The 18,364-nt window shown below is 64.5% G+C and carries 16 protein-coding genes and 2 tRNA genes; 12 read left to right on the top strand and 6 right to left on the bottom strand.

Annotated features, from left to right (window positions below; translation table 11 throughout):
- Positions 1-1,675: 1,675 nt before the first annotated feature.
- Genes rsmG through rpmH form a run of 6 tightly spaced genes read right to left on the bottom strand, consistent with a single transcriptional unit; the run spans position 1,676 to position 4,731 of the window.
- Positions 1,676-2,299: a 16S rRNA (guanine(527)-N(7))-methyltransferase RsmG gene (gene rsmG, locus ACIOU8_RS14525; protein WP_400790863.1), complete on the bottom strand. Its 624-nt coding sequence runs from the start codon at positions 2,297-2,299 to the stop codon at positions 1,676-1,678.
- Between the two features lie 34 nt (positions 2,300-2,333).
- Positions 2,334-2,825 (bottom strand): protein jag, encoded by a 492-nt coding sequence (locus tag ACIOU8_RS14520; RefSeq protein ID WP_400790860.1) that lies wholly within the window; start codon positions 2,823-2,825, stop codon positions 2,334-2,336.
- Positions 2,822-3,892 carry a membrane protein insertase YidC gene (gene yidC, locus ACIOU8_RS14515; RefSeq protein ID WP_400790858.1) on the bottom strand — a complete coding sequence of 357 codons (1,071 nt, stop codon included), beginning with the start codon at positions 3,890-3,892 and terminating at the stop codon, positions 2,822-2,824. The genes ACIOU8_RS14520 and yidC overlap by 4 nt, the downstream gene beginning before the upstream one ends.
- Positions 3,893-3,895: 3 nt before the next feature.
- Complete coding sequence (yidD, locus tag ACIOU8_RS14510) at positions 3,896-4,246, bottom strand: membrane protein insertion efficiency factor YidD (protein WP_400790855.1); 351 nt, start codon at positions 4,244-4,246, stop codon at positions 3,896-3,898.
- On the bottom strand, positions 4,243-4,587 hold the full coding sequence (rnpA, locus tag ACIOU8_RS14505; protein WP_400790853.1) for a ribonuclease P protein component: 345 nt from the start codon (positions 4,585-4,587) through the stop codon (positions 4,243-4,245). The genes yidD and rnpA overlap by 4 nt, the downstream gene beginning before the upstream one ends.
- A 6-nt stretch (positions 4,588-4,593) precedes the next feature.
- Complete coding sequence (gene rpmH, locus ACIOU8_RS14500) at positions 4,594-4,731, bottom strand: 50S ribosomal protein L34 (RefSeq protein WP_042541555.1); 138 nt, start codon at positions 4,729-4,731, stop codon at positions 4,594-4,596.
- Between the two features lie 316 nt (positions 4,732-5,047).
- On the opposite strand from rpmH, the gene dnaA reads away from it, so the two are divergent.
- From dnaA to ACIOU8_RS14440, 12 genes are all read left to right on the top strand, one after another.
- Positions 5,048-6,439 carry a chromosomal replication initiator protein DnaA gene (gene dnaA, locus ACIOU8_RS14495; protein ID WP_400790849.1) on the top strand — a complete coding sequence of 464 codons (1,392 nt, stop codon included), beginning with the start codon at positions 5,048-5,050 and terminating at the stop codon, positions 6,437-6,439.
- A 494-nt stretch (positions 6,440-6,933) separates the two neighbouring features.
- Positions 6,934-8,076: a DNA polymerase III subunit beta gene (gene dnaN, locus ACIOU8_RS14490; protein ID WP_400790847.1), complete on the top strand. Its 1,143-nt coding sequence runs from the start codon at positions 6,934-6,936 to the stop codon at positions 8,074-8,076.
- A gap of 64 nt (positions 8,077-8,140) precedes the next feature.
- Positions 8,141-9,301, top strand: a complete 1,161-nt coding sequence (gene recF, locus ACIOU8_RS14485) for a DNA replication/repair protein RecF (protein WP_400790844.1) — start codon at positions 8,141-8,143, stop codon at positions 9,299-9,301.
- Positions 9,294-9,797 carry a DUF721 domain-containing protein gene (locus ACIOU8_RS14480; protein ID WP_400790841.1) on the top strand — a complete coding sequence of 168 codons (504 nt, stop codon included), beginning with the start codon at positions 9,294-9,296 and terminating at the stop codon, positions 9,795-9,797. The genes recF and ACIOU8_RS14480 overlap by 8 nt, the downstream gene beginning before the upstream one ends.
- A 118-nt stretch (positions 9,798-9,915) precedes the next feature.
- The gene (gene gyrB / locus ACIOU8_RS14475; protein ID WP_400790839.1) at positions 9,916-12,030 is read left to right on the top strand and encodes a DNA topoisomerase (ATP-hydrolyzing) subunit B; all 2,115 of its coding nucleotides are present in this window, start codon (positions 9,916-9,918) and stop codon (positions 12,028-12,030) included.
- A 74-nt stretch (positions 12,031-12,104) separates the two neighbouring features.
- Entirely contained in the window at positions 12,105-14,669 is a 2,565-nt protein-coding gene (gyrA, locus tag ACIOU8_RS14470) for a DNA gyrase subunit A (protein ID WP_400790836.1), read from the top strand.
- Complete coding sequence (locus ACIOU8_RS14465; RefSeq protein ID WP_140035642.1) at positions 14,666-15,070, top strand: DUF3566 domain-containing protein; 405 nt, start codon at positions 14,666-14,668, stop codon at positions 15,068-15,070. Before gyrA ends, ACIOU8_RS14465 begins: the two co-directional genes overlap by 4 nt.
- Positions 15,071-15,206: 136 nt before the next feature.
- Complete coding sequence (locus ACIOU8_RS14460; RefSeq protein ID WP_400790833.1) at positions 15,207-16,475, top strand: sensor histidine kinase; 1,269 nt, start codon at positions 15,207-15,209, stop codon at positions 16,473-16,475.
- Entirely contained in the window at positions 16,463-17,149 is a 687-nt protein-coding gene (locus ACIOU8_RS14455; protein WP_400790831.1) for a LuxR C-terminal-related transcriptional regulator, read from the top strand. Before ACIOU8_RS14460 ends, ACIOU8_RS14455 begins: the two co-directional genes overlap by 13 nt.
- A complete protein-coding gene (locus tag ACIOU8_RS14450; protein WP_400790829.1) occupies positions 17,146-18,087 on the top strand; it encodes a DUF4097 family beta strand repeat-containing protein in 942 nt (313 codons plus the stop codon). Before ACIOU8_RS14455 ends, ACIOU8_RS14450 begins: the two co-directional genes overlap by 4 nt.
- Before the next feature lie 85 nt (positions 18,088-18,172).
- A tRNA-Ile gene (locus ACIOU8_RS14445) sits at positions 18,173-18,246 on the top strand.
- A 25-nt stretch (positions 18,247-18,271) separates the two neighbouring features.
- A tRNA-Ala gene (locus ACIOU8_RS14440) sits at positions 18,272-18,344 on the top strand.
- Positions 18,345-18,364 lie beyond the last annotated feature (20 nt).

Below are 18,364 nucleotides of genomic sequence, written 5' to 3'. Positions count from 1 at the left end.
CAGGGCGAGCCGACGCGACTCTCTTCTGTGTGTGCGCAGCGCGAAGCCACCCCACTTCGGCATCCCACGTTGAGACGGCTCACTGCTCCCCCTCCGGATCACCGAAGGGATCGGGCGTCCACGCCCCTTGCGCGCGATATCAGGTTGCGGCTGGTTAGTCGTTGAACGAGTTCAGCCCTCGTCCAGCCCGTGCTCGTACGTCTTCAGGCTTGCTGATTCCCCGGACCATGACGCCCACATCGCTATCGGAGTGGACGCCGGTCCACCACAGTGCAGTCCCGTCCCGTGCCCGATCTCTGACCGCGAACGACAGGCCCACGACTCCTCATGTTTCACGTGAAACACCAGGACCCTCGATCTTGGGGTCCTAAGTCCGGATCTTGACGCAGCGGCCAATCGCACTCTCACAGCGGACGTGACACAGCCCACACCTGCCCGGGGCAGCCATTCGTTGCGGCGAAAGAGATGCTCTCCCTCGCGAAGCACCTGTCTCATCCCCCGCGCGCCTCACCTCCGAGGGAGATAGGGAAAGGAACAGTGGCAGAGAGAGAGACAGAGACAGAGGCAGCGACAGAGACTCTGCGAGCTCTCTCGATCCTGCCGCCACGAGAAGCCGCATCCGCCGCATGCTCACACCCAGCTCGCAGGCGAGAGTATGCGATCCCCTGCCAGGTGGGGGCGTGCCGTACGCGGGACCTACCGATGCCCACACGCTCCGCCGCTCGGCGCCTCGCGAGAGCTCGGTGAAGGGGAAAGTCCGCCAGGTCGGCCCAACCCACACAGGAGCCACTTTCCCGCTGAGTCGACCCACCGCTGCACTTTGACTCGTTTCGTGCTGGAGCGGCCGCCCAACCGGCGCGTTTCACGTGAAACATGGTCTCAAACCCCTTCACCTGTATGGGATCCCAGCCATGTGAGCACCTTCCCGTCTTGTTCCAGAACTTAGCTACTGGAGTGCATGGGGAAGTCCCTTCGACACGGATCGAACCACGGAAGCCACGGTACGTTTCACGTGAAACACCGTCCGCCTACATTCCTGAGTACACCCGACGCATGACGACGCAGACACAGAGCAATAGTCGTCCCAGCTACGCCTTCCCCTCGTCGGAGGCTTCTCTGCCCCCGAACCGCAGGGAGAGCTACTCAGCTCAGCAGATGTACACGTCAACACAACTGATGACCACCCCGGTGCCCGGCATCAGCCCTGTCGACGCTTGATGTACGCGCATACCGACCCACAGGAACGGCATGGCGGCGATCAGTCTCGTCGGAGCGAGAGCTCCGCGTGGCCATCCACCCACGGCCAGGGTCGCAAGGGGCGTCACCCGAGGTAGCCCACTCCGGCCCAGGTCGTCGATTGCAAGATCGGGAACAATAGCGACTTGGCCACCTGCCTCGTCGGCGATCGAACAGGCGAGCGAGCCGCGTGGCCACACACCACGGCGGGGTGGATCGCAGAGGATCCACATACGAGCGCGTCGACGGACACTCGAGTCAGAAGCGTCGTTCGTCCACTCTCACGCAGAGTCGCCTTCAACCGCGAGTTGCGCCCCTGACTCTCTCGCGGACACGGATCGGCGCGCTCGTGCGATGCATCAGCCCAGGTCGTACCTGCCAGCGTCCGCCGACCACAGCAATGAAGAACGACGAGGAACCGCCATTCCTCGGCCGGTAGCTATCGAACGACAGCCCGAACTACTCGCGTCGTCTCAGCGAGCACGCTCTCACCGAGCACCTCGACGCGGACGTCCGAGAGCCGGAACTTCTTGATCTGCTTCTGCGCCGCGTCGATCTCATTGCCGGCATTCATCCCTTTGAGCAGCAGCAGCTCTCCCCCGTCACGAACAAGTGGAGCGGTGAGCGGGATCAACGTCTTCAAAGCGCTGACGGCCCGCGCCGTGACGATATCGAAGCCCGCAGGGCGACGCACCTCCTCGGCACGCGCGCGGAGCACTTCCACGTTGTCGAGGTGCAACTCCGCGACCTGCTCGTTCAGCCAGGTGATGCGACGCTCCATCGGTTCGATGAGGGTCCATCGCACGTCCGGGCGGGCGATCGCGAGCACGATTCCGGGCAGTCCGGCACCAGAGCCGATATCCGCAACAGAGCCGTGGAACAAGGGCGCCGCAATGACGCTGTTCAGAATGTGCCTGGTCCACAGACGTGGGAGTTCGAGGGGCCCGATCAGACCTCTTTCCTCGCCGTGCTCAGTCAGGGCCGCCGAGAACTGGCGAGCCAGTTCGATCCGATCCCCGAACAGCTCAACCGCTACGGCTGGCTCAATCTCAACGCCACTCACGACGGCATTCCGACCGGATGTTTCACGTGAAACGTCAACGGCGGCGCAGAACCGTGTGGCGGTCAGCGCCCTCGCCGTACGATTCAGAAACAAGACCCTGATCGGCAGCGATGTCGTGAACGAGCTTGCGCTCGTAGCTCGACATGGCGGGCAATGACGCCTGCGTCGCGCCATCATCCAGCTTCGCAGCGGCTGCGTTGACCAGCGTCTCGAGCTGCCGGCGGCGCGCGTCGCGAGACCCGCCGACATCGAGAATCAGTCGTGAGAACGAACCGGTCTTGTTCTGAACGGCGAGGCGGGTCAGCTCTTGAAGAGCCTGCACCGTGTCGGGCGCCGACAGCACAGCAAGTCCATCGCCCTCAGCCTCGACCGACACATACGCGCGGCCTTGCCGGACATCGAGATTCAGATCGCCATCGATGTCGGCGATGTCGAGCAACTCCTCGAGGTAGTCGGCTGCGACATCGCCCTCGTTCTCGAGCTCGGCAACCGTGGGCTCCACGGTCTCGGTCAGGTTGTCGGTCACGAACCGCTCCCCTTCTTCTTGGCACGCTTCTTGCCCACAGGCTGCTGGCGCTTCGGAGTCTGCGCCTTCGCGCGCTCTGCCTCTTCGAGCAGGCGCTGCTGCTCTGCTTCATAGGCCGCCATGGGAACGACCTTGCCCGACGAGTCGATCGCCTTGCCCTTGCGAGCCAATCGCTCCTCACGCGCCTTCGCTGCCTCAGAGCCCGGGGTCGGCATCTCACGGATGACGAGGAACTGCTGACCCATGGTCCAGAGGTTCGAGATGAACCAGTAGACGACGACACCGAGCGGGAAGAAGATACCCGAGAAGATGAAGCCGAGCGGCAGCACATAGAGCATGATCTTCTGCATCTGGTACGCCTGGCCGGTCTTGGCCTCAGGCGACAGGTTCTTCGAGATGATCTGCAGCTGTGTGAAGAACTGCGACGCGATCATGAGCACGACAAGCACGACGAGAATCACGATAGCGACGGTGTTGCCGGCATCCACGGCGTTGCCGAGCGTCTCGTGCAGCGATGCGACACCGAAGAGCTCTGCCTTGTAGAACTGCTCGGTGAGCTCGGCATTCAGCAGACCCACACCGCCAGTGCCCGCGATGTAATGCTTCGAGACGTCGCTCAGCACGCTGAACAACGAGAAGAAGATCGGCATCTGCACAAGAAGCGGCAGACAGCTCGACATCGGTGTCGTGCCGTGCTTCTTATAGAGACCCATGGTCTCGCGGCTCATCGCCTCGCGAGAGAGCTGATCCTTCTTGCCCCGGTACTTCTCCTGAACTTTTCGCAGTTCAGGAGCAATTTCCATCATCTTTCGCTGGCTCTTGATCTGCTTCACGAAGAGCGGGATCAGCGCAGCGCGCACGACGATCACGAGTCCGACGATCGAGAGCACCCAGGTCAGACCGGATGCAGCCGGAAGACCGACAGCAGTCAGCAGCCAGTGCCACGCGACGAGCACGAGCTCGACGACCCACTTGAGGGGCCAGAGGATGGTTCCGATCAGATCGAAGCCGCCGGAGGCAGGCTCCGGCGAAGGTGTTGCGCTGGCGAGCAGAAGGTCAAGACCCACCGATCAATCCTTTCGGGCAGGGACGACGAAACCGCGAGCGGTCAGGTCATAACGGAAGTGTTGGTGCGGACGGACGTCGTCGACGCCGCCATGGCTCCAGGGATTGCAACGAACGATGCGCCATGCCGAGAGCACCGCTCCCTTCACCGCGCCATGCTGTTGCACCGCACCTACAGCGTAAGCGGAACAGGATGGGTAATAGGCACAGACATCTCCATACATCGGAGAGATCACCTTGCGGTACCCGGCCAGGAACCCCAGAACGAGATTCCTCGGAATCAGCGGGATGCTGCGAAGCACATCGCCGGTCTGCATGTGCGCGGTGCCGATCGACGATGCCGGAAGAGCCGTCATGGTCGAACCTGCCCCAGGCGCTCGATGCAGCGGTTCACATCGGCGCTGAGCTCTGCGTATGTAGCTGTCGCGGATGCAGGAAGGGCACGGATGACGACATCCGTGCCCTCGGGGACCCGCGGAAGCGCCTCCGCACATACGGCTTTGAGTCGCCGACGCACGGTGTTGCGCACCACAGCGGTGCCCACCTGCTTGCTGATGATGAAACCGAACCTCGCGGCTCTGCTCTCGCCCGTCGTCAACATCGAGGTGACGACTTTGGCTCCGCCACAACGGGATCCACGTCGAACGACCAGGCGATAGTCGCTCCCGCGGGTCACACGAAACGGGCGGGCGAGCACAGCGGTCTACGCGGAGAGCTCGGTGCGGCCCTTCGCGCGGCGGGCCGAGAGGATCGAACGGCCGGCGCGGGTGCGCATGCGAAGACGGAAGCCGTGCTTCTTGGCGCGACGACGGTTGTTGGGCTGGAAGGTGCGCTTGCTCATGAAATCACTCCGGGAATGCTGCCACCGGGATCATCTTGACCGGAGACATAGGGATCTGCCATTCAGGCATAAGTCAACCGATTAAGGGTACGTCCTGACGGCGCACAGAGCAAATCTGCGCGCTTCGGCCCGGATCCTGCCAGGATCCGCACAGCTATTATCCACAACCTGCGACGTGCACGTATGCGCAACACGCGCGCGGATTTCCCGGGGCAGGTTGCCGTTCACAGCCGTGGTGACTACCGTGGCATCCGAAGTTATCCACAGGCGAGGCGCGTCATCCCGACGGCCCGTCGCCCCCTCAGCACGGAGCGTCATGTCATCACCTGCCCAGCCCGACGTTCCGATCTGGACCACGGTGCAGGACCTCCTCGAAGCGGATGACAGAGTCACCCCTCAGCTCCAGGGATTCCTCAGCCTGGCAGTTCCGGCCGGTGTGATGGCTGCGACGCTCTATCTCGAGGTCCCCAACGATCTCACCGCCGCGCAGATCAACAAGAGGCTGCGCCTGCCGATCATGGAGGCTCTCTCTCACATCGGCGACGAGGTCACCTCCTACCGAGTGGTCGTCAATCACGAGCTCGCCGAGCAGCCGACGGCACCCATCGCCGTCGCGGACTACGGCCGCCAGGAGCAGATCCGCATCGAGTCTCCGATGGAGCAGCCGACGCAGCAGCGTCACGAGTCACGCCTCAATCCCAAGTACACCTTCGACAACTTCGTCATCGGGCAGTCCAACAGGTTCGCCCATGCTGCAGCCGTCGCTGTCGCCGAAGCGCCGGCCAAGGCCTACAACCCGCTCTTCATCTACGGTGACTCCGGCCTCGGCAAGACCCACCTGCTGCACGCGATCGGTGACTACGCCCAGTCGCTCTACGCAGGCGTCAAGGTCAGGTACGTGTCGAGTGAGGAATTCACGAACGACTTCATCAACTCGATCGCGAACAACCGCGGTGCTGCCTTCCAGGCCCGCTACCGCGACGTCGACATCCTCCTGATCGACGACATCCAGTTCCTGCAGGGCCGCGCCGAGACCCAGGAGGCGTTCTTCCACACCTTCAACACGCTCCACGACCACAACAAGCAGGTCGTGATCACGAGCGACGTGGCTCCGAAGCATCTGACCGGATTCGAGGACCGGATGCGGAGTCGGTTCGAGTGGGGCCTCATCACCGACGTACAGGCCCCCGACCTCGAAACGAGAATCGCGATCCTGCGCAAGAAGGCTCAGAGCGAGGCACTTCATATTCCCGATGAGGTACTCGAGTACATCGCCACGGTGGTGTCGTCGAACATCCGTGAGCTCGAGGGTGCGCTGATCCGGGTCTCGGCCTTCGCCAGCCTGAACCGCTCGGCTCTCGACATCTCGCTCGCACAGACAGTGCTGCGCGACATCATCGATACGGCAGAGGACAACATCATCTCGCCGACCGACATCATCACTGCCACCGCGCAGTACTTCAAGCTGACGGTCGACGACCTCTACGGCTCGAGCCGGTCTCAGCAGATCGCCACGTCGCGCCAGATCGCCATGTACCTGTGCCGAGAGCGCACGAGCCTGTCTCTGCCGAAGATCGGGCAGCTGTTCGGCAACCGCGATCACACCACCGTGATGTACGCCTACAAGAAGATCAGCGAACTCATGAAGGAGCGTCGCTCGATCTACAACCAGGTGACCGAGATCACCACGCAGCTCGGTCGACGCTGAGTCCACGACACCTCGAAAAAGGGGGTCATAGCTTCCGAGAGGACGCCATGACCCCCTTTCCGTGCGTGTGGGAGGCATATGAACGGCTGGATCGATGCCAGTTTGCACATGTGGATAACTTGTGGATGATTCGCCTCAAGATCGGGACGGATGTGTGTGAAACCGCCGAACCTGTGGATAACTGAGGGAGACGGTTTCACGGAGGGGAAGCTGTCCACCCGCGGATTCCTCAGGGTTTCCACAACTGACAACCGTGTAGTTCCCTACTCGCGTCTGCTTTCCACCGAGTTATCCACAGTATCCACAGGTGTTAACACCGTTAAGGAGTTAATTCAATTCAAGGGCGATCCGATCACCAGACGGTGGGGAAAGTCCGACGAACCGGAGGTTTGCTCCGGTCGTAGGGATACGCCCGACTGTGGGGCTAGCATGGGAAGCCCTGCACAGGCAGGACCGATGACGACACGTCTCAGAACGACGACAAGGGAGCACCAGTGAGGTTTCAGGTCAACCGCGATGTCTTCAGCGAGGCTGTATCTTTCGTCGTCAAGCTGCTTCCGCAGCGCAACCCGCAGCCGATCCTCGCCGGAGTCCTGATCGAGGCAGACGCATCCGGACTCACGCTCTCGGCCTTCGACTACGAAGCATCCGCTCGGACCACCATCGAAGCCACGGTCGACACACCCGGCACGATCCTCGTCCACGGCCGACTGCTCTCCGACATCGCGAGCCGCCTTCCGAACGCTCCGATCGAGATCGCCGTCGAGGACGACGGAAGCATCACGGTCACCTGCGGCTCCGCCCGATTCACGCTTGCAGCCATGCCGGTAGAGGAATATCCCTCCATCCCCGAGGTCTCGGGCTCGTCGGGTGTGGTTCCTGCCGATGACTTCGGAACGGCGATCGCCCAGGTCGGCTTCGCTGCATCGCGCGATGACGTCACCCCCGTGCTCACCGGCGTGCAGCTCGAGGTCTCCGGGAACACACTCAGTCTGGTCGCGACCGACCGCTACCGTGTCTCGCTCAGAGACGTCCCGTGGGATGGCGAAGCCGTCGAGGCGAGCGCCCTGGTTCCGGCACGCACACTTCTCGAGGTCGGAAAGACCTTCGGCCACGCAGGAACGATCCAGATCGCCTTCTCCGGAGCCGGCGATCGCGAGATCATCGCCTTCACGGCTGGCAACAAGACCGTCACCTCGCTGCTGATCAAGGGCAACTTCCCGCCTGTCCGTCGTCTGTTCCCCGAGCAGACCGAGCACTACGCGGTCGTGAACACCGCCGACCTGGTCGAAGCGGTCCGTCGCGTGTCGCTCGTGCTGGATCGGGCAGCACCGTTGCGCTTCACGTTCACGTCCGACAGCGTCACGATGGACGCATCGGGCAGCGAGCACGCACGTGCATCCGAATCCGTCGACGCGATCCTGAACGGTGGCGACGATGTCACTCTCGGCCTCAACCCGCAGTACCTCATCGAGGCGCTCGGAGCGGTCAAGAGCGAGTTCGTCCGAGTGACGTTCACCTCGAGCGACAACGCGAACAAGCTCAGCCCGGTGCTGATCACGAGCCAGACCTCGGTCGATCAGGCCGGACTCGATTCGTTCAAGTACCTGCTGCAGCCCAACCTGCTGCTCCGCTGATCCTGCGACGGGCGCGCGTCCGCGCGGCGACAGCGGTGTCAGACCCCGAAGGTAGGCTGACAGCGTGATTGTGGAACACCTGAGCCTGGTCGACTTCCGCAATTACGCGACCGCGGATCTCGCTCTGCACAAGGGCCCGAACGTTCTGGTCGGTCGCAACGGTCAGGGCAAGACCAATCTCGCCGAGGCGGTCGTCTTCCTCGCCACTCTCGGCTCGCACCGAGTGTCGTCGGATGCGCCGATGGTGCGCGAAGGCCAGGATTTCGCCATCATCCGCGCGCGCCTCTCGCACGGCGAACGCAAGGTCCTGATCGAGGTCCAGCTCAACAAGCAGGGATCCAACAAGGCGCGGATCAACGGCTCGCCTTCGAAGACGAATGAGCTTCCCCGATATGCCCATGTGGTGCTGTTCGCCCCTGAAGATCTGCAGATCGTGCGCGGAGACCCGTCCTCGCGGCGCCGCTTCGTCGATCAGCTGCTGATCCAGCGCACCCCTCGCATGTCCTCGGTGCTCGCCGACTACGACCGTGTGCTCAAGCAGCGCAACGCCCTGCTGAAATCGGCGCGTGCGCGGGGCATCAAGGGCGAGGGCCTGAGCACGCTCGATGTGTGGGACGACAAGCTCGTCTCACTCGGCGCCGAGATCATCACGGCGCGTCAGCGACTCGCGGCCGATCTGCAGCATCCGGTCGCGGAGGCATATGCATCGATCGCGGGCGAGGACCATCGTCCCCAGCTCGACTGGGCACTCTCCGTGCGCGGTGCAGACCCTGAAGAGGGCGTCGATGCGCCGGCCGAGACCTCTGGCGACATCGCCGAGATGTTTCACGCCGCGCTGCTCGCCAAGCGTTCGAACGAGCTCGAGCGCGGGCTCACCCTCACCGGTCCTCATCGTGATGATCTCGTCCTCCGGGTGCGCGGTCTGCCCGTGAAGGGGTATGCATCTCACGGAGAATCCTGGTCCGTGGCTCTTGCTATGCGCCTCGCCTCGGCCGAGCTGCTGCGCAGCGAGTCCCCCGCCGGCGACCCCGTGCTGATCCTCGACGACGTGTTCGCCGAGCTCGATGCCGACAGACGCCAGCGCCTCGCCGCGCTCACGTCGGGGTACGAGCAGGTGGTCGTGACCGCAGCGGTTGAGGAGGACATCCCCGAGGTGCTCCATGCGCATGTGGTGAGGATCACGGCCGGAACCATCAGCGACGAGAGGGAGGTGCCCGATGAGTGACACTCCACCTGTTCCGGCATCCGAGACCCCCGAGACCGTCGCGACCTATCTGCGACTGCGCGGTCTCGCGCCGAGTTCGAAGTCGTGGAAGCGCAAGCGGCGGATCGTCACCGACGATGACAACGCCCCGTTCACGCCCGGCCGCGATCCTGGTCCCCTCGGGGCAGTGCTCGACAAGCTCAGCCGTGACTCCGGGTGGCAGAAGACTCTCGCCCGTGAAGACCTGGTCAGGCAGTGGGCCGATCTCGCGGGCACCGACACGGCGAAGCACTCCGAGCCGGTCTCGCTCGAGCGTGGAGTGCTCACTGTGAAGTGCGATTCGACGGCCTGGGCGAAGAACCTGCAGTACATGCGAGGCACCATCCTCACCGAGATCGGTCGACGGTATCCGGATGCCGGCGTCGAGAACCTCCGGTTCATCGGACCGGACGTACCCTCGTGGAAATGGGGTCCCAGAGTCGTTCCAGGACGGGGCCCACGCGATACCTACGGGTAGGGCACCGTCCAGGGGGTTCGGGAGGCTCAGAGGGCCACACACGGCCTTCCAGCGGGATTTCGAGTCGAAAGACCGCTAGAATGGGAGTTCGTGATATCGATGTGGAGAATGCCCTCTGATGACGCCTGAATTCCCTGCTGACGAGACGGAATCGACCACCGGGGAAACCCCTGACCCCTCACAGGGCGAAGCGACCCAGACTCCCGCAGAAGCGGAGACGCGGTCTACATCGATCTCCCCCAAGATCAAGCAGCCCGGCGAGTACGGTGCCGACTCGATCCAGATCCTCGAGGGACTCGAGGCGGTGCGCAAGCGACCCGGCATGTACATCGGATCCACGGGTCCGCGCGGCCTGCACCACCTGGTCTACGAGATCGTCGACAACTCGGTCGACGAGGCTCTGGCCGGCTACGCCGACACGATCTACGTGACGCTGCTCGAGGACGGCGGCGTGCGTGTCATCGACAACGGCCGAGGCATCCCGGTCGACCCGCACTCCTCCGACCCGTCGAAGTCGACGGTCGAGGTCGTGCTGACCATCCTGCACGCGGGCGGAAAGTTCGGCGGCGGTGCCTATGCCGTCTCGGGTGGTCTGCACGGCGTCGGCTCCTCTGTCGTGAACGCCCTGTCGACCCGCTTCGATGTCGAGGTCAAGCAGAAGGGCTTCGTGTGGCGGCACAGCTTCGCCGACGGCGGAGTGCCGCAGCAGAAGCTCATCAAGGGCGAGGAGACCGACGACACCGGCACGAGCATCACGTTCTGGCCGGATGCCTCGATCTTCACCGAGTCGACGGACTTCGATTACGACACCCTGCGCACGCGCTTCCAGCAGATGGCGTTCCTGAACAAGGGACTCCGCATCGAGCTGCTCGACGAGCGCGCCTCCTCGGCCTACGAGGTCGAAGACGCCGGTGTGACCACGACCACGCAGCCCGGCGATGTCTTCTTCTACGAGCGCGGGCTGGTCGACTACGTCGAGTACCTGAACAAGGTGCGTCATGCCGAGGTCGTCAACGACGAGATCATCGCTTTCGAGTCCGAGGACACGGCGCGCAAGATCTCGCTCGAGGTCGCGATGCAGTGGACCACCTCGTACACCGAGAACGTCTTCACCTACGCGAACACGATCAACACGCACGAGGGCGGTACCCACGAAGAGGGCTTCCGCGCGGCACTCACCACGCTGGTGAACAAGTATGCGCGCGCGAACAACATCCTCAAGGAGAAGGAGGAGAACCTCTCCGGTGACGACGTGCGCGAGGGATTGACCGCCGTCATCTCGATCAAGCTCGGCGAGCCCCAGTTCGAGGGTCAGACGAAGACCAAGCTCGGCAACACCGAGGCCAAGGCGTTCGTGCAGAAGGTCGTGGGCGATCAGCTCGGCGACTGGTTCGACCGCAACCCGGCTCAGGCGAAGAACATCATCCGCAAGGCGCTCGACGCCGCGACGGCACGTCTCGCCGCTCGCAAGGCGCGCGAGACCGCACGACGCAAGAGCGTGTTCGAGTCTGCGGCGATGCCCGACAAGCTCAAGGACTGCACCAGCAAAGACCCGTCGATCAGCGAGATCTTCCTCGTCGAGGGTGACTCGGCCGGCGGCTCGGCGGTGCAAGGACGCGACCCGCACACGCAGGCGATCCTCGCGCTCCGAGGCAAGATCCTCAACGTCGAGCGCGCACGTCTCGACAAGGCGCTCGGCAACCGCGAGGTCCAGGCGATGATCCAGGCCTTCGGCACGGGCATCGGCGAGGAGTTCGACATCGAGAAGGCGCGGTATCACAAGATCGTGCTGATGGCGGATGCCGACGTCGACGGTCAGCACATCACGACGCTGCTGCTGACACTGCTGTTCCGCTACATGCGCGGACTGATCGAGGCGGGCTTCGTGTACCTCGCGATGCCGCCGCTGTACCGCCTCAAGTGGTCGAACTCCGCACACGAGTACGTGTTCAGCGACACCGAGCGCGACGCGCTGCTGAAGTTCGGCCTCGACAACGGCAAGCGCATCCCGAAGGATGCCGGCATCCAGCGGTACAAGGGTCTCGGCGAGATGAACGCCAAGGAGCTGTGGGAGACCACGATGGATCACACCACGCGGACGCTCCGCCAGGTGACCATCGAGGATGCCGCGGCAGCCGACGAGATCTTCAGCGTGCTGATGGGTGAGGACGTCGAATCCCGACGCAGCTTCATCCAGCGCAACGCCAAGGACGTCCGCTTCCTCGACATCTAGTGGAGATCTGGGTCCCTGAGCTTGTCGACGGGGTCCGGATGCTTCGACAAGCTCAGCAACCCAGGAAATGACACATGACTGACGACGTACGCCCCGAGCCCCCGGCACACGACCACGGAAAGATCGACCAGGTCGATCTGCAGTCCGAGATGCAGCGCAGCTATCTCGACTACGCGATGGCCGTGATCGTGGGCCGTGCCCTCCCCGACGTGCGCGACGGCCTGAAGCCTGTGCACCGCCGCGTGATCTACGGCATGTACGACGGCGGATTCCGCCCCGACAAGTCGTTCTCCAAGTGCGCCCGCGTCGTCGGCGAGGTCATGGGTCAGTACCACCCGCACGGCGACTCGGCGATCTATGACGCCCTCGTTCGTCTCGTGCAGCCATGGGCGCTGCGATACCCGCTCGCACTGGGTCAGGGCAACTTCGGCTCCCCCGGCAACATGGGAGCCGCGGCGCCTCGATACACCGAGACCAAGATGGCTCCCCTCGCGCTCGAGATGGTGCGCGACATCGAAGAAGACACCGTCGACTTCCAGGACAACTACGACGGTCAGACCCAGGAGCCGACGGTCCTTCCCGCCCGGTTCCCGAACCTGCTCGTCAACGGCTCGGTCGGAATCGCAGTCGGCATGGCGACCAACATCCCCCCTCACAACCTGCGTGAGATCTCGGATGCTGCGCTCTGGGCTCTCGACAACCCCGGGCTCCCGCGTGAGGAGCTCCTCGACGGGCTGATCCAGCGCGTTCCGGGCCCCGACTTCCCGACAGGCGCTCAGATCCTGGGCACCAAGGGAATCCACGAGGCGTACCGCACCGGCCGCGGGTCCATCACGATGCGCGCGGTCGTCAACGTCGAGGAGATCCAGGGCCGCACCTGCCTCGTGATCACCGAGCTGCCGTACCAGGTCAACCCCGACAACGTCGCCGTGAAGATCGGCGACCTCGTCCGTGACGGCAAGATCAGCGGCATCGCCGACATCCGCGACGAGTCTTCGGACCGCACGGGTCAGCGCCTCGTCGTCGTGCTCAAGCGCGACGCTGTCGCGAAGGTCGTGCTCAACAACCTGTACAAGCACACGCAGCTGCAGGAGAACTTCGGCGCGAACATGCTCGCCATCGTCGACGGCGTGCCGCGCACGCTGGCGCTCGACGGGTTCGTGACCTACTGGATCACCCACCAGCTCGAAGTCATCGTCCGCCGCACGCGCTTCCGCCTGGCGAAGGCCGAGCGTCGCATGCACATCCTGCGCGGGTACCTCAAGGCGCTCGACGCGCTCGACGAGGTCATCGCCCTGATCCGCCGCTCCGCCACGGTCGAAGACGCTCGCGAGGGCCTGAAGAAGCTCCTCGAGATAGACGACGACCAGGCCCAGGCCATCCTCGACATGCAGCTCCGTCGCCTCGCGGCGCTCGAGCGGCAGAAGATCCTCGACGAGGCGGCCGAGCTCGAACGACTCATCGCCGAGTACCAGGCGATCCTGGCCGATGAGGCGCTGCAGCGCGACATCATCCGCGAAGAGCTCACGGGAATCGTCGACCGCTTCGGTGACGACCGTCGCACGCACATCCTGCACGGCTTCGACGGCGATGTCTCGATGGAGGACCTCATCGCCGAGGAGGAGATGGTCGTCACCATCACCCGTGCCGGGTACATCAAGCGCACGCGAAGCGACAACTACCGGTCGCAGCACCGCGGCGGCAAGGGCATCAAGGGCGCCCAGCTGAGGGCTGATGACATCGTCGAGCACTTCTTCGTGACGACGACGCACCACTGGCTGCTGTTCTTCACCGACAAGGGGCGCGTCTACCGCGCGAAGACCTATGAGGTCCCCGAGGCCGGGCGGGACGCCAAGGGAACGCACGTCGCGAACCTGCTCGCGCTGCAGCCGGATGAGAACATCGCGCAGGTGCTCGACATCCGCGACTACGAGGTCGCCGACTACCTGGTGCTCGCGACGCGCGACGGTCTCGTCAAGAAGACGCGCCTCGATGCCTATGACACCAACCGCCAGGGCGGCGTCATCGCGATCCGTCTGAACGACGAGGACGAGCTCGTCTCGGCGCTCATGGTGAACGCCGAGGACGACATCCTTCTCATCAGCCGCCGTGGCATGTCGGTCAGGTTCAGCGCGACCGACGATGCGCTGCGGCCGATGGGACGCGCAACCGCCGGAGTCAAGGGCATGAAGTTCCGTGAGGGCGACAGCCTGCTCTCGGCATCCGTCGCAGCCCCTGGTCAGTTCGTGTTCGTGGTGACGGACGGCGGGTACGCGAAGCGCACGGCCGTCGAGGAATATCGTGTCCAGGGACGCGGTGGTTTCGGCATCAAGGTGGCCAAGCTCCACGACGATCGGGGCACTCTCGCGGGTGGTCTGATGGTCTCTGCCGACGACGAGGTCCTTGTGGTTCTGTCCAGCGGCAAGGTGGTACGCTCTGCCGTGGCCGAGGTGCCCGCCAAGGGCCGAGACACCATGGGAGTGGTGTTCGCACGGACGACGGAAGCCGACCGGATCCTCGCCATCGCGCGCAACGGCGAGCGGGGCCTCACCGAGGAAGACGAATCGGATGAGGCTGAGGTGGACTCCGAGTCCACCGCCCCCGAGACGAACGAGAACCCTGAGGAAGCAGACGCATGAGCACAGTAGCCGACAAGCTGGCGAAGAAGTCCACGCGCAAGACCAGTGGCAAGCAGGTGCGCCTGCGTCTCGTCTACGTCGACTTCTGGTCGGCCGTGAAGCTCTCGTTCCTCGGAGCGGTCGCACTCGCGATCGTCACGATGGTGTCGTTCTTCCTGATCTTCCTGGTGCTCCAGGCGACGGGACTCCTCACCCAGGCCGACGAGATCATCGGTGCGATCACCGACAACTCGGTGCGCATCTCCGAGGTGGCCGGTCTGCCGCAGGTGATGGCGTTCGCCGCCGTCGTATCGATTCTGAACCTCATCGTGTTCACGGTGCTCGGCGCGGTCGTCGCCGGCATCTACAACGTCGCCGTGAAGGTGACGGGCGGTCTGCTCGTCGGCTTCATGTCGAACTGATCCTCCGGATTCGAAGAGGGGTGGATGCTGCGGCATCCGCCCCTTTTTCCGTTCTGCGATGGAGTAGGGAAAACCCGAAGCCGGGTGTCTGGTTGCCTCGGTGTCGGCCCGATCGGCGCCGCCGTACCTTTGAACCATGACGACACACACTGCCACGCCACCACCGGCGACGGCCACGAAGCCGCCGCTGCGCATCGTGCTCACGATCCTGCACCTCGCAGGCATCGGAGTCATCGGCGGCTTCATCTTCGCTACTCTCTCCGGACTCCTCGGCACCGGCCTCGGCCTGCTCTTCGCGGCGGGCGTCGGCATCGTGCTGCTGGTCGGACTCGTCTACGCCCTGTTCGGCGTGGGCTGGTTCGAGGTGGCGCGGGTCAGCGCCCTCTACCGGTCACCGATCACGCCGCTCAGATGGCGTCCGCGCGATCGGCCCGGATTCGTGGGGTGGCTGCGCTCACTCGGGCGTCAGGCCATCGACGGCCGCATGTGGCGGGCCCTCGCGAACTTCGCGATCACCGCTGTGCTCGGCTGGATCGTGCTGCGCCTCGCCTTCGGCCTGGTGTGGTCGATCACGATCTCGTTCGCACCCCTCACCGGGGCGGATGCCGTGGTGGGCCCGTTCGGCGGAGGCGGCATCGATCCGGCATGGGCCCCGCTCATCGGCATCCTCGGCATCGCAGCCTGCCTTGCCGGAATGATCGGCCTGGCACTCCTGAACCGGGTGCTCTCGCTCGCCATCGTCGTTCGCAGCCGTGAGGCAGAGCTCACGGAGCGAGTGCGCACCAGCACCGCTCAGCGTGAGGGCGCGGTGCGCGCCGCAGATGTCGAGCGCACCCGCATCGAACGCGACCTGCACGACGGGGTCCAGCCGCGCCTCGTTTCCGTCGGAATGACCCTGGGCCTCGCGCAGCAGAAGATCGACAACGATCCGGATGCCGCGAAAGAGCTGATCTCCGAGGCACACACCTCGACCAAGGCGGCGATCACCGAGCTGCGACAGCTCGCCCGTGGCATCCATGCGTCCGTCCTCGACGATAGAGGCCTCGATGCAGCGCTGTCCGCTCTCGCAGGCCGGTCGCACATTCCCGTGGGTCTCGACGTGCGCATGGACGGACGCTGCAGCCGTGAGGCCGAGGCCGCCGTGTACTTCTCGATCGCCGAGTCGCTCACGAACGCCGCGAAGCACTCGCGAGCCAGCGAGGCGCGGGTCACCGTTCGTCTCCGTGACGGTGGAGTCCTCTGGGCTCGTGTCGAGGACAACGGCATGGGCGGCGCACAGGTGCAACCAGGCGGTGGCCTCGACGGCATCGCGAACCGCGTGCTGGCAGCCGGCGGGACCTTCCGCCTCGAGAGCCCCGTCGGCGGGCCGACCAGCCTGGAGGTGAACGTGCCATGCGCATCCTGATCTGCGAGGACTCCGTCCTGCTGCGCGAAGGACTGGTGCGACTGCTCGAGGACGCCGGCGACACGGTGGTCGCGGCTCTCCCCGACACCGGCGGTCTCACCGAAGCCGTGATCGAGACCGATCCGGAGCTCTGCATCCTCGATGTGAGACTGCCGCCGACGTTCACCGACGAGGGCATCCGCGCGGCGCTCGGACTCCGTGTCACGAATCCTGCGCTGCCGCTGCTCGTGCTCTCGCAGTACGTCGAGGAACGGTATGCGTCCGACCTCATCGCCGCACAGGGCGGGCCGCTGGGCTATCTGCTCAAGGACCGAGTCGCCGATGTCTCGGAGTTCCTCGCCTCGGTGCAGCGGATCTCGGAGGGCGCCACGGTGCTCGACCCCGAGGTCGTGGCTCAGCTGCTGACCCGCCGCAACCGTGATGATCGCATGCAGCGTCTCACCGAGCGCGAGCGCACCGTGCTGTCGCTCATCGCCGAAGGCAAGTCGAACCAGGCCATCGCCGGCCTGCTCTTCCTCTCGGAGGCGAGCGTCGAGAAGCACATCACCGCGATCTTCCAGAAGCTGGGCTTCGAGCAGGGCGAGTCGGGCAACCGGCGCGTGCTGGCGGCCCTTGCACACATCGAGAACACGGGCGGCACGCCGCCGACCGGACAGACAGGACTGGGACGATGACCACGAACGACGACGACTTCCAGGGCGGACACACTCCGCTCACGCCCCCGCCGGCCTCTCCGCCTCAGGGCCACGAGCCGACTCCGGCACCTGCCGCTGCTCAGGCGCAGGCCGCGACCGCCGACGCTGGACGCTCATCGGGAACGACCGCGATCATGATCGTGACGGCCATCGTCGGCGGAATCGCGCTCCTCGGCGCAGGAGGTTCTGCCGCCTTCGCGGCGACCGGCAGCATGGTGGGCTCTGCGGAGGGCAGTGATTCGGTGCTGACCGAGGACGCATCGGGCATCGAGGGCATCGACCTCGATGTGGACGCGGGCAACATGCGCATCGAATTCGGAGACGTCGACGAGGCCCGGCTTGCGGTCACCGACGCCCGTGGCCCCGCATGGACTCTCGAGCGCGACGGCGACGAGCTGGTGGTGCGCAGTCCGGAGTTCCGTTTCGGATGGTGGTTCGGCAGCTGGTTCGGTGACGACCAGTCGGCCGTGCTGACTCTCCCGGAGAACCTTCTCGACGCGCAGCTCGACGCCGACCTGACCCTCGATGCGGGCAGCCTCGACGTGGTCGGTGAGTTCGGCGCTCTCGACGTCACCGTCAACGCGGGTGCGCTCGACGTCGAAGGAGCCGCAGGCAGCCTCAGCATCGATATGAGCGCCGGCCGTGCGGACGCGCTGCTCGACGGTGTCGACGAGGCGGATCTCAGCGTCTCGGCGGGCGATCTCAACGTCGAGCTGACCGGGCGTGCCCCGTCGCAGACGACGATCGACGTGAGCGCGGGATCGGTCGATCTCACCGTTCCGGACGAGTCGTACTCGATCACCCAGGACGTCAGCGCCGGATCGCTCGACGCCAAGGTCGATCAGTCATCCGGCACCCGGAACGCGATCGACGTCTCGCTTTCAGCGGGAAGCGTGACCATCCGCCCGGGGCGCTGACCATGATCGAGGGCAGGGGCGCGCCGGTGCCCCTGCCCTCGATTGGGTATTTCCAGAAATCTCCGGTAAAGTTTCGGAGGTTGACGGGCCCATAGCTCAGGCGGTTAGAGCGCTTCACTGATAATGAAGAGGTCCCAGGTTCAAGTCCTGGTGGGCCCACTCTCAACTCAAGAAATTCCCTCACGGGGCCTTAGCTCAGTTGGTAGAGCGCCTGCTTTGCAAGCAGGATGTCAGGAGTTCGAATCTCCTAGGCTCCACACTGTGTTGAGACAGTTCG

Origin of the sequence: Microbacterium sp. NPDC087589, assembly GCF_044743635.1 — a bacterium.
GTDB lineage: Bacteria > Actinomycetota > Actinomycetes > Actinomycetales > Microbacteriaceae > Microbacterium.
Note: the sequence above shows the minus strand (reverse complement) of the source record. Positions and strands in the feature narration are given on the sequence as shown.

Excerpts from the sequence above, each read along its gene's own strand:
- yidD (WP_400790855.1), bottom strand. The coding sequence starts at position 4,246 with ATGACGGCTCTTCCGGCATCGTCGATCGGCACCGCGCACATGCAGACC.
- rpmH (WP_042541555.1), bottom strand. The coding sequence starts at position 4,731 with ATGAGCAAGCGCACCTTCCAGCCCAACAACCGTCGTCGCGCCAAGAAG.
- dnaA (WP_400790849.1), top strand. The coding sequence starts at position 5,048 with ATGTCATCACCTGCCCAGCCCGACGTTCCGATCTGGACCACGGTGCAG.
- ACIOU8_RS14480 (WP_400790841.1), top strand. The coding sequence starts at position 9,294 with ATGAGTGACACTCCACCTGTTCCGGCATCCGAGACCCCCGAGACCGTC.
- gyrB (WP_400790839.1), top strand. The coding sequence starts at position 9,916 with ATGACGCCTGAATTCCCTGCTGACGAGACGGAATCGACCACCGGGGAA.
- gyrA (WP_400790836.1), top strand. The coding sequence starts at position 12,105 with ATGACTGACGACGTACGCCCCGAGCCCCCGGCACACGACCACGGAAAG.
- ACIOU8_RS14465 (WP_140035642.1), top strand. The coding sequence starts at position 14,666 with ATGAGCACAGTAGCCGACAAGCTGGCGAAGAAGTCCACGCGCAAGACC.
- ACIOU8_RS14460 (WP_400790833.1), top strand. The coding sequence starts at position 15,207 with ATGACGACACACACTGCCACGCCACCACCGGCGACGGCCACGAAGCCG.
- ACIOU8_RS14455 (WP_400790831.1), top strand. The coding sequence starts at position 16,463 with ATGCGCATCCTGATCTGCGAGGACTCCGTCCTGCTGCGCGAAGGACTG.
- ACIOU8_RS14450 (WP_400790829.1), top strand. The coding sequence starts at position 17,146 with ATGACCACGAACGACGACGACTTCCAGGGCGGACACACTCCGCTCACG.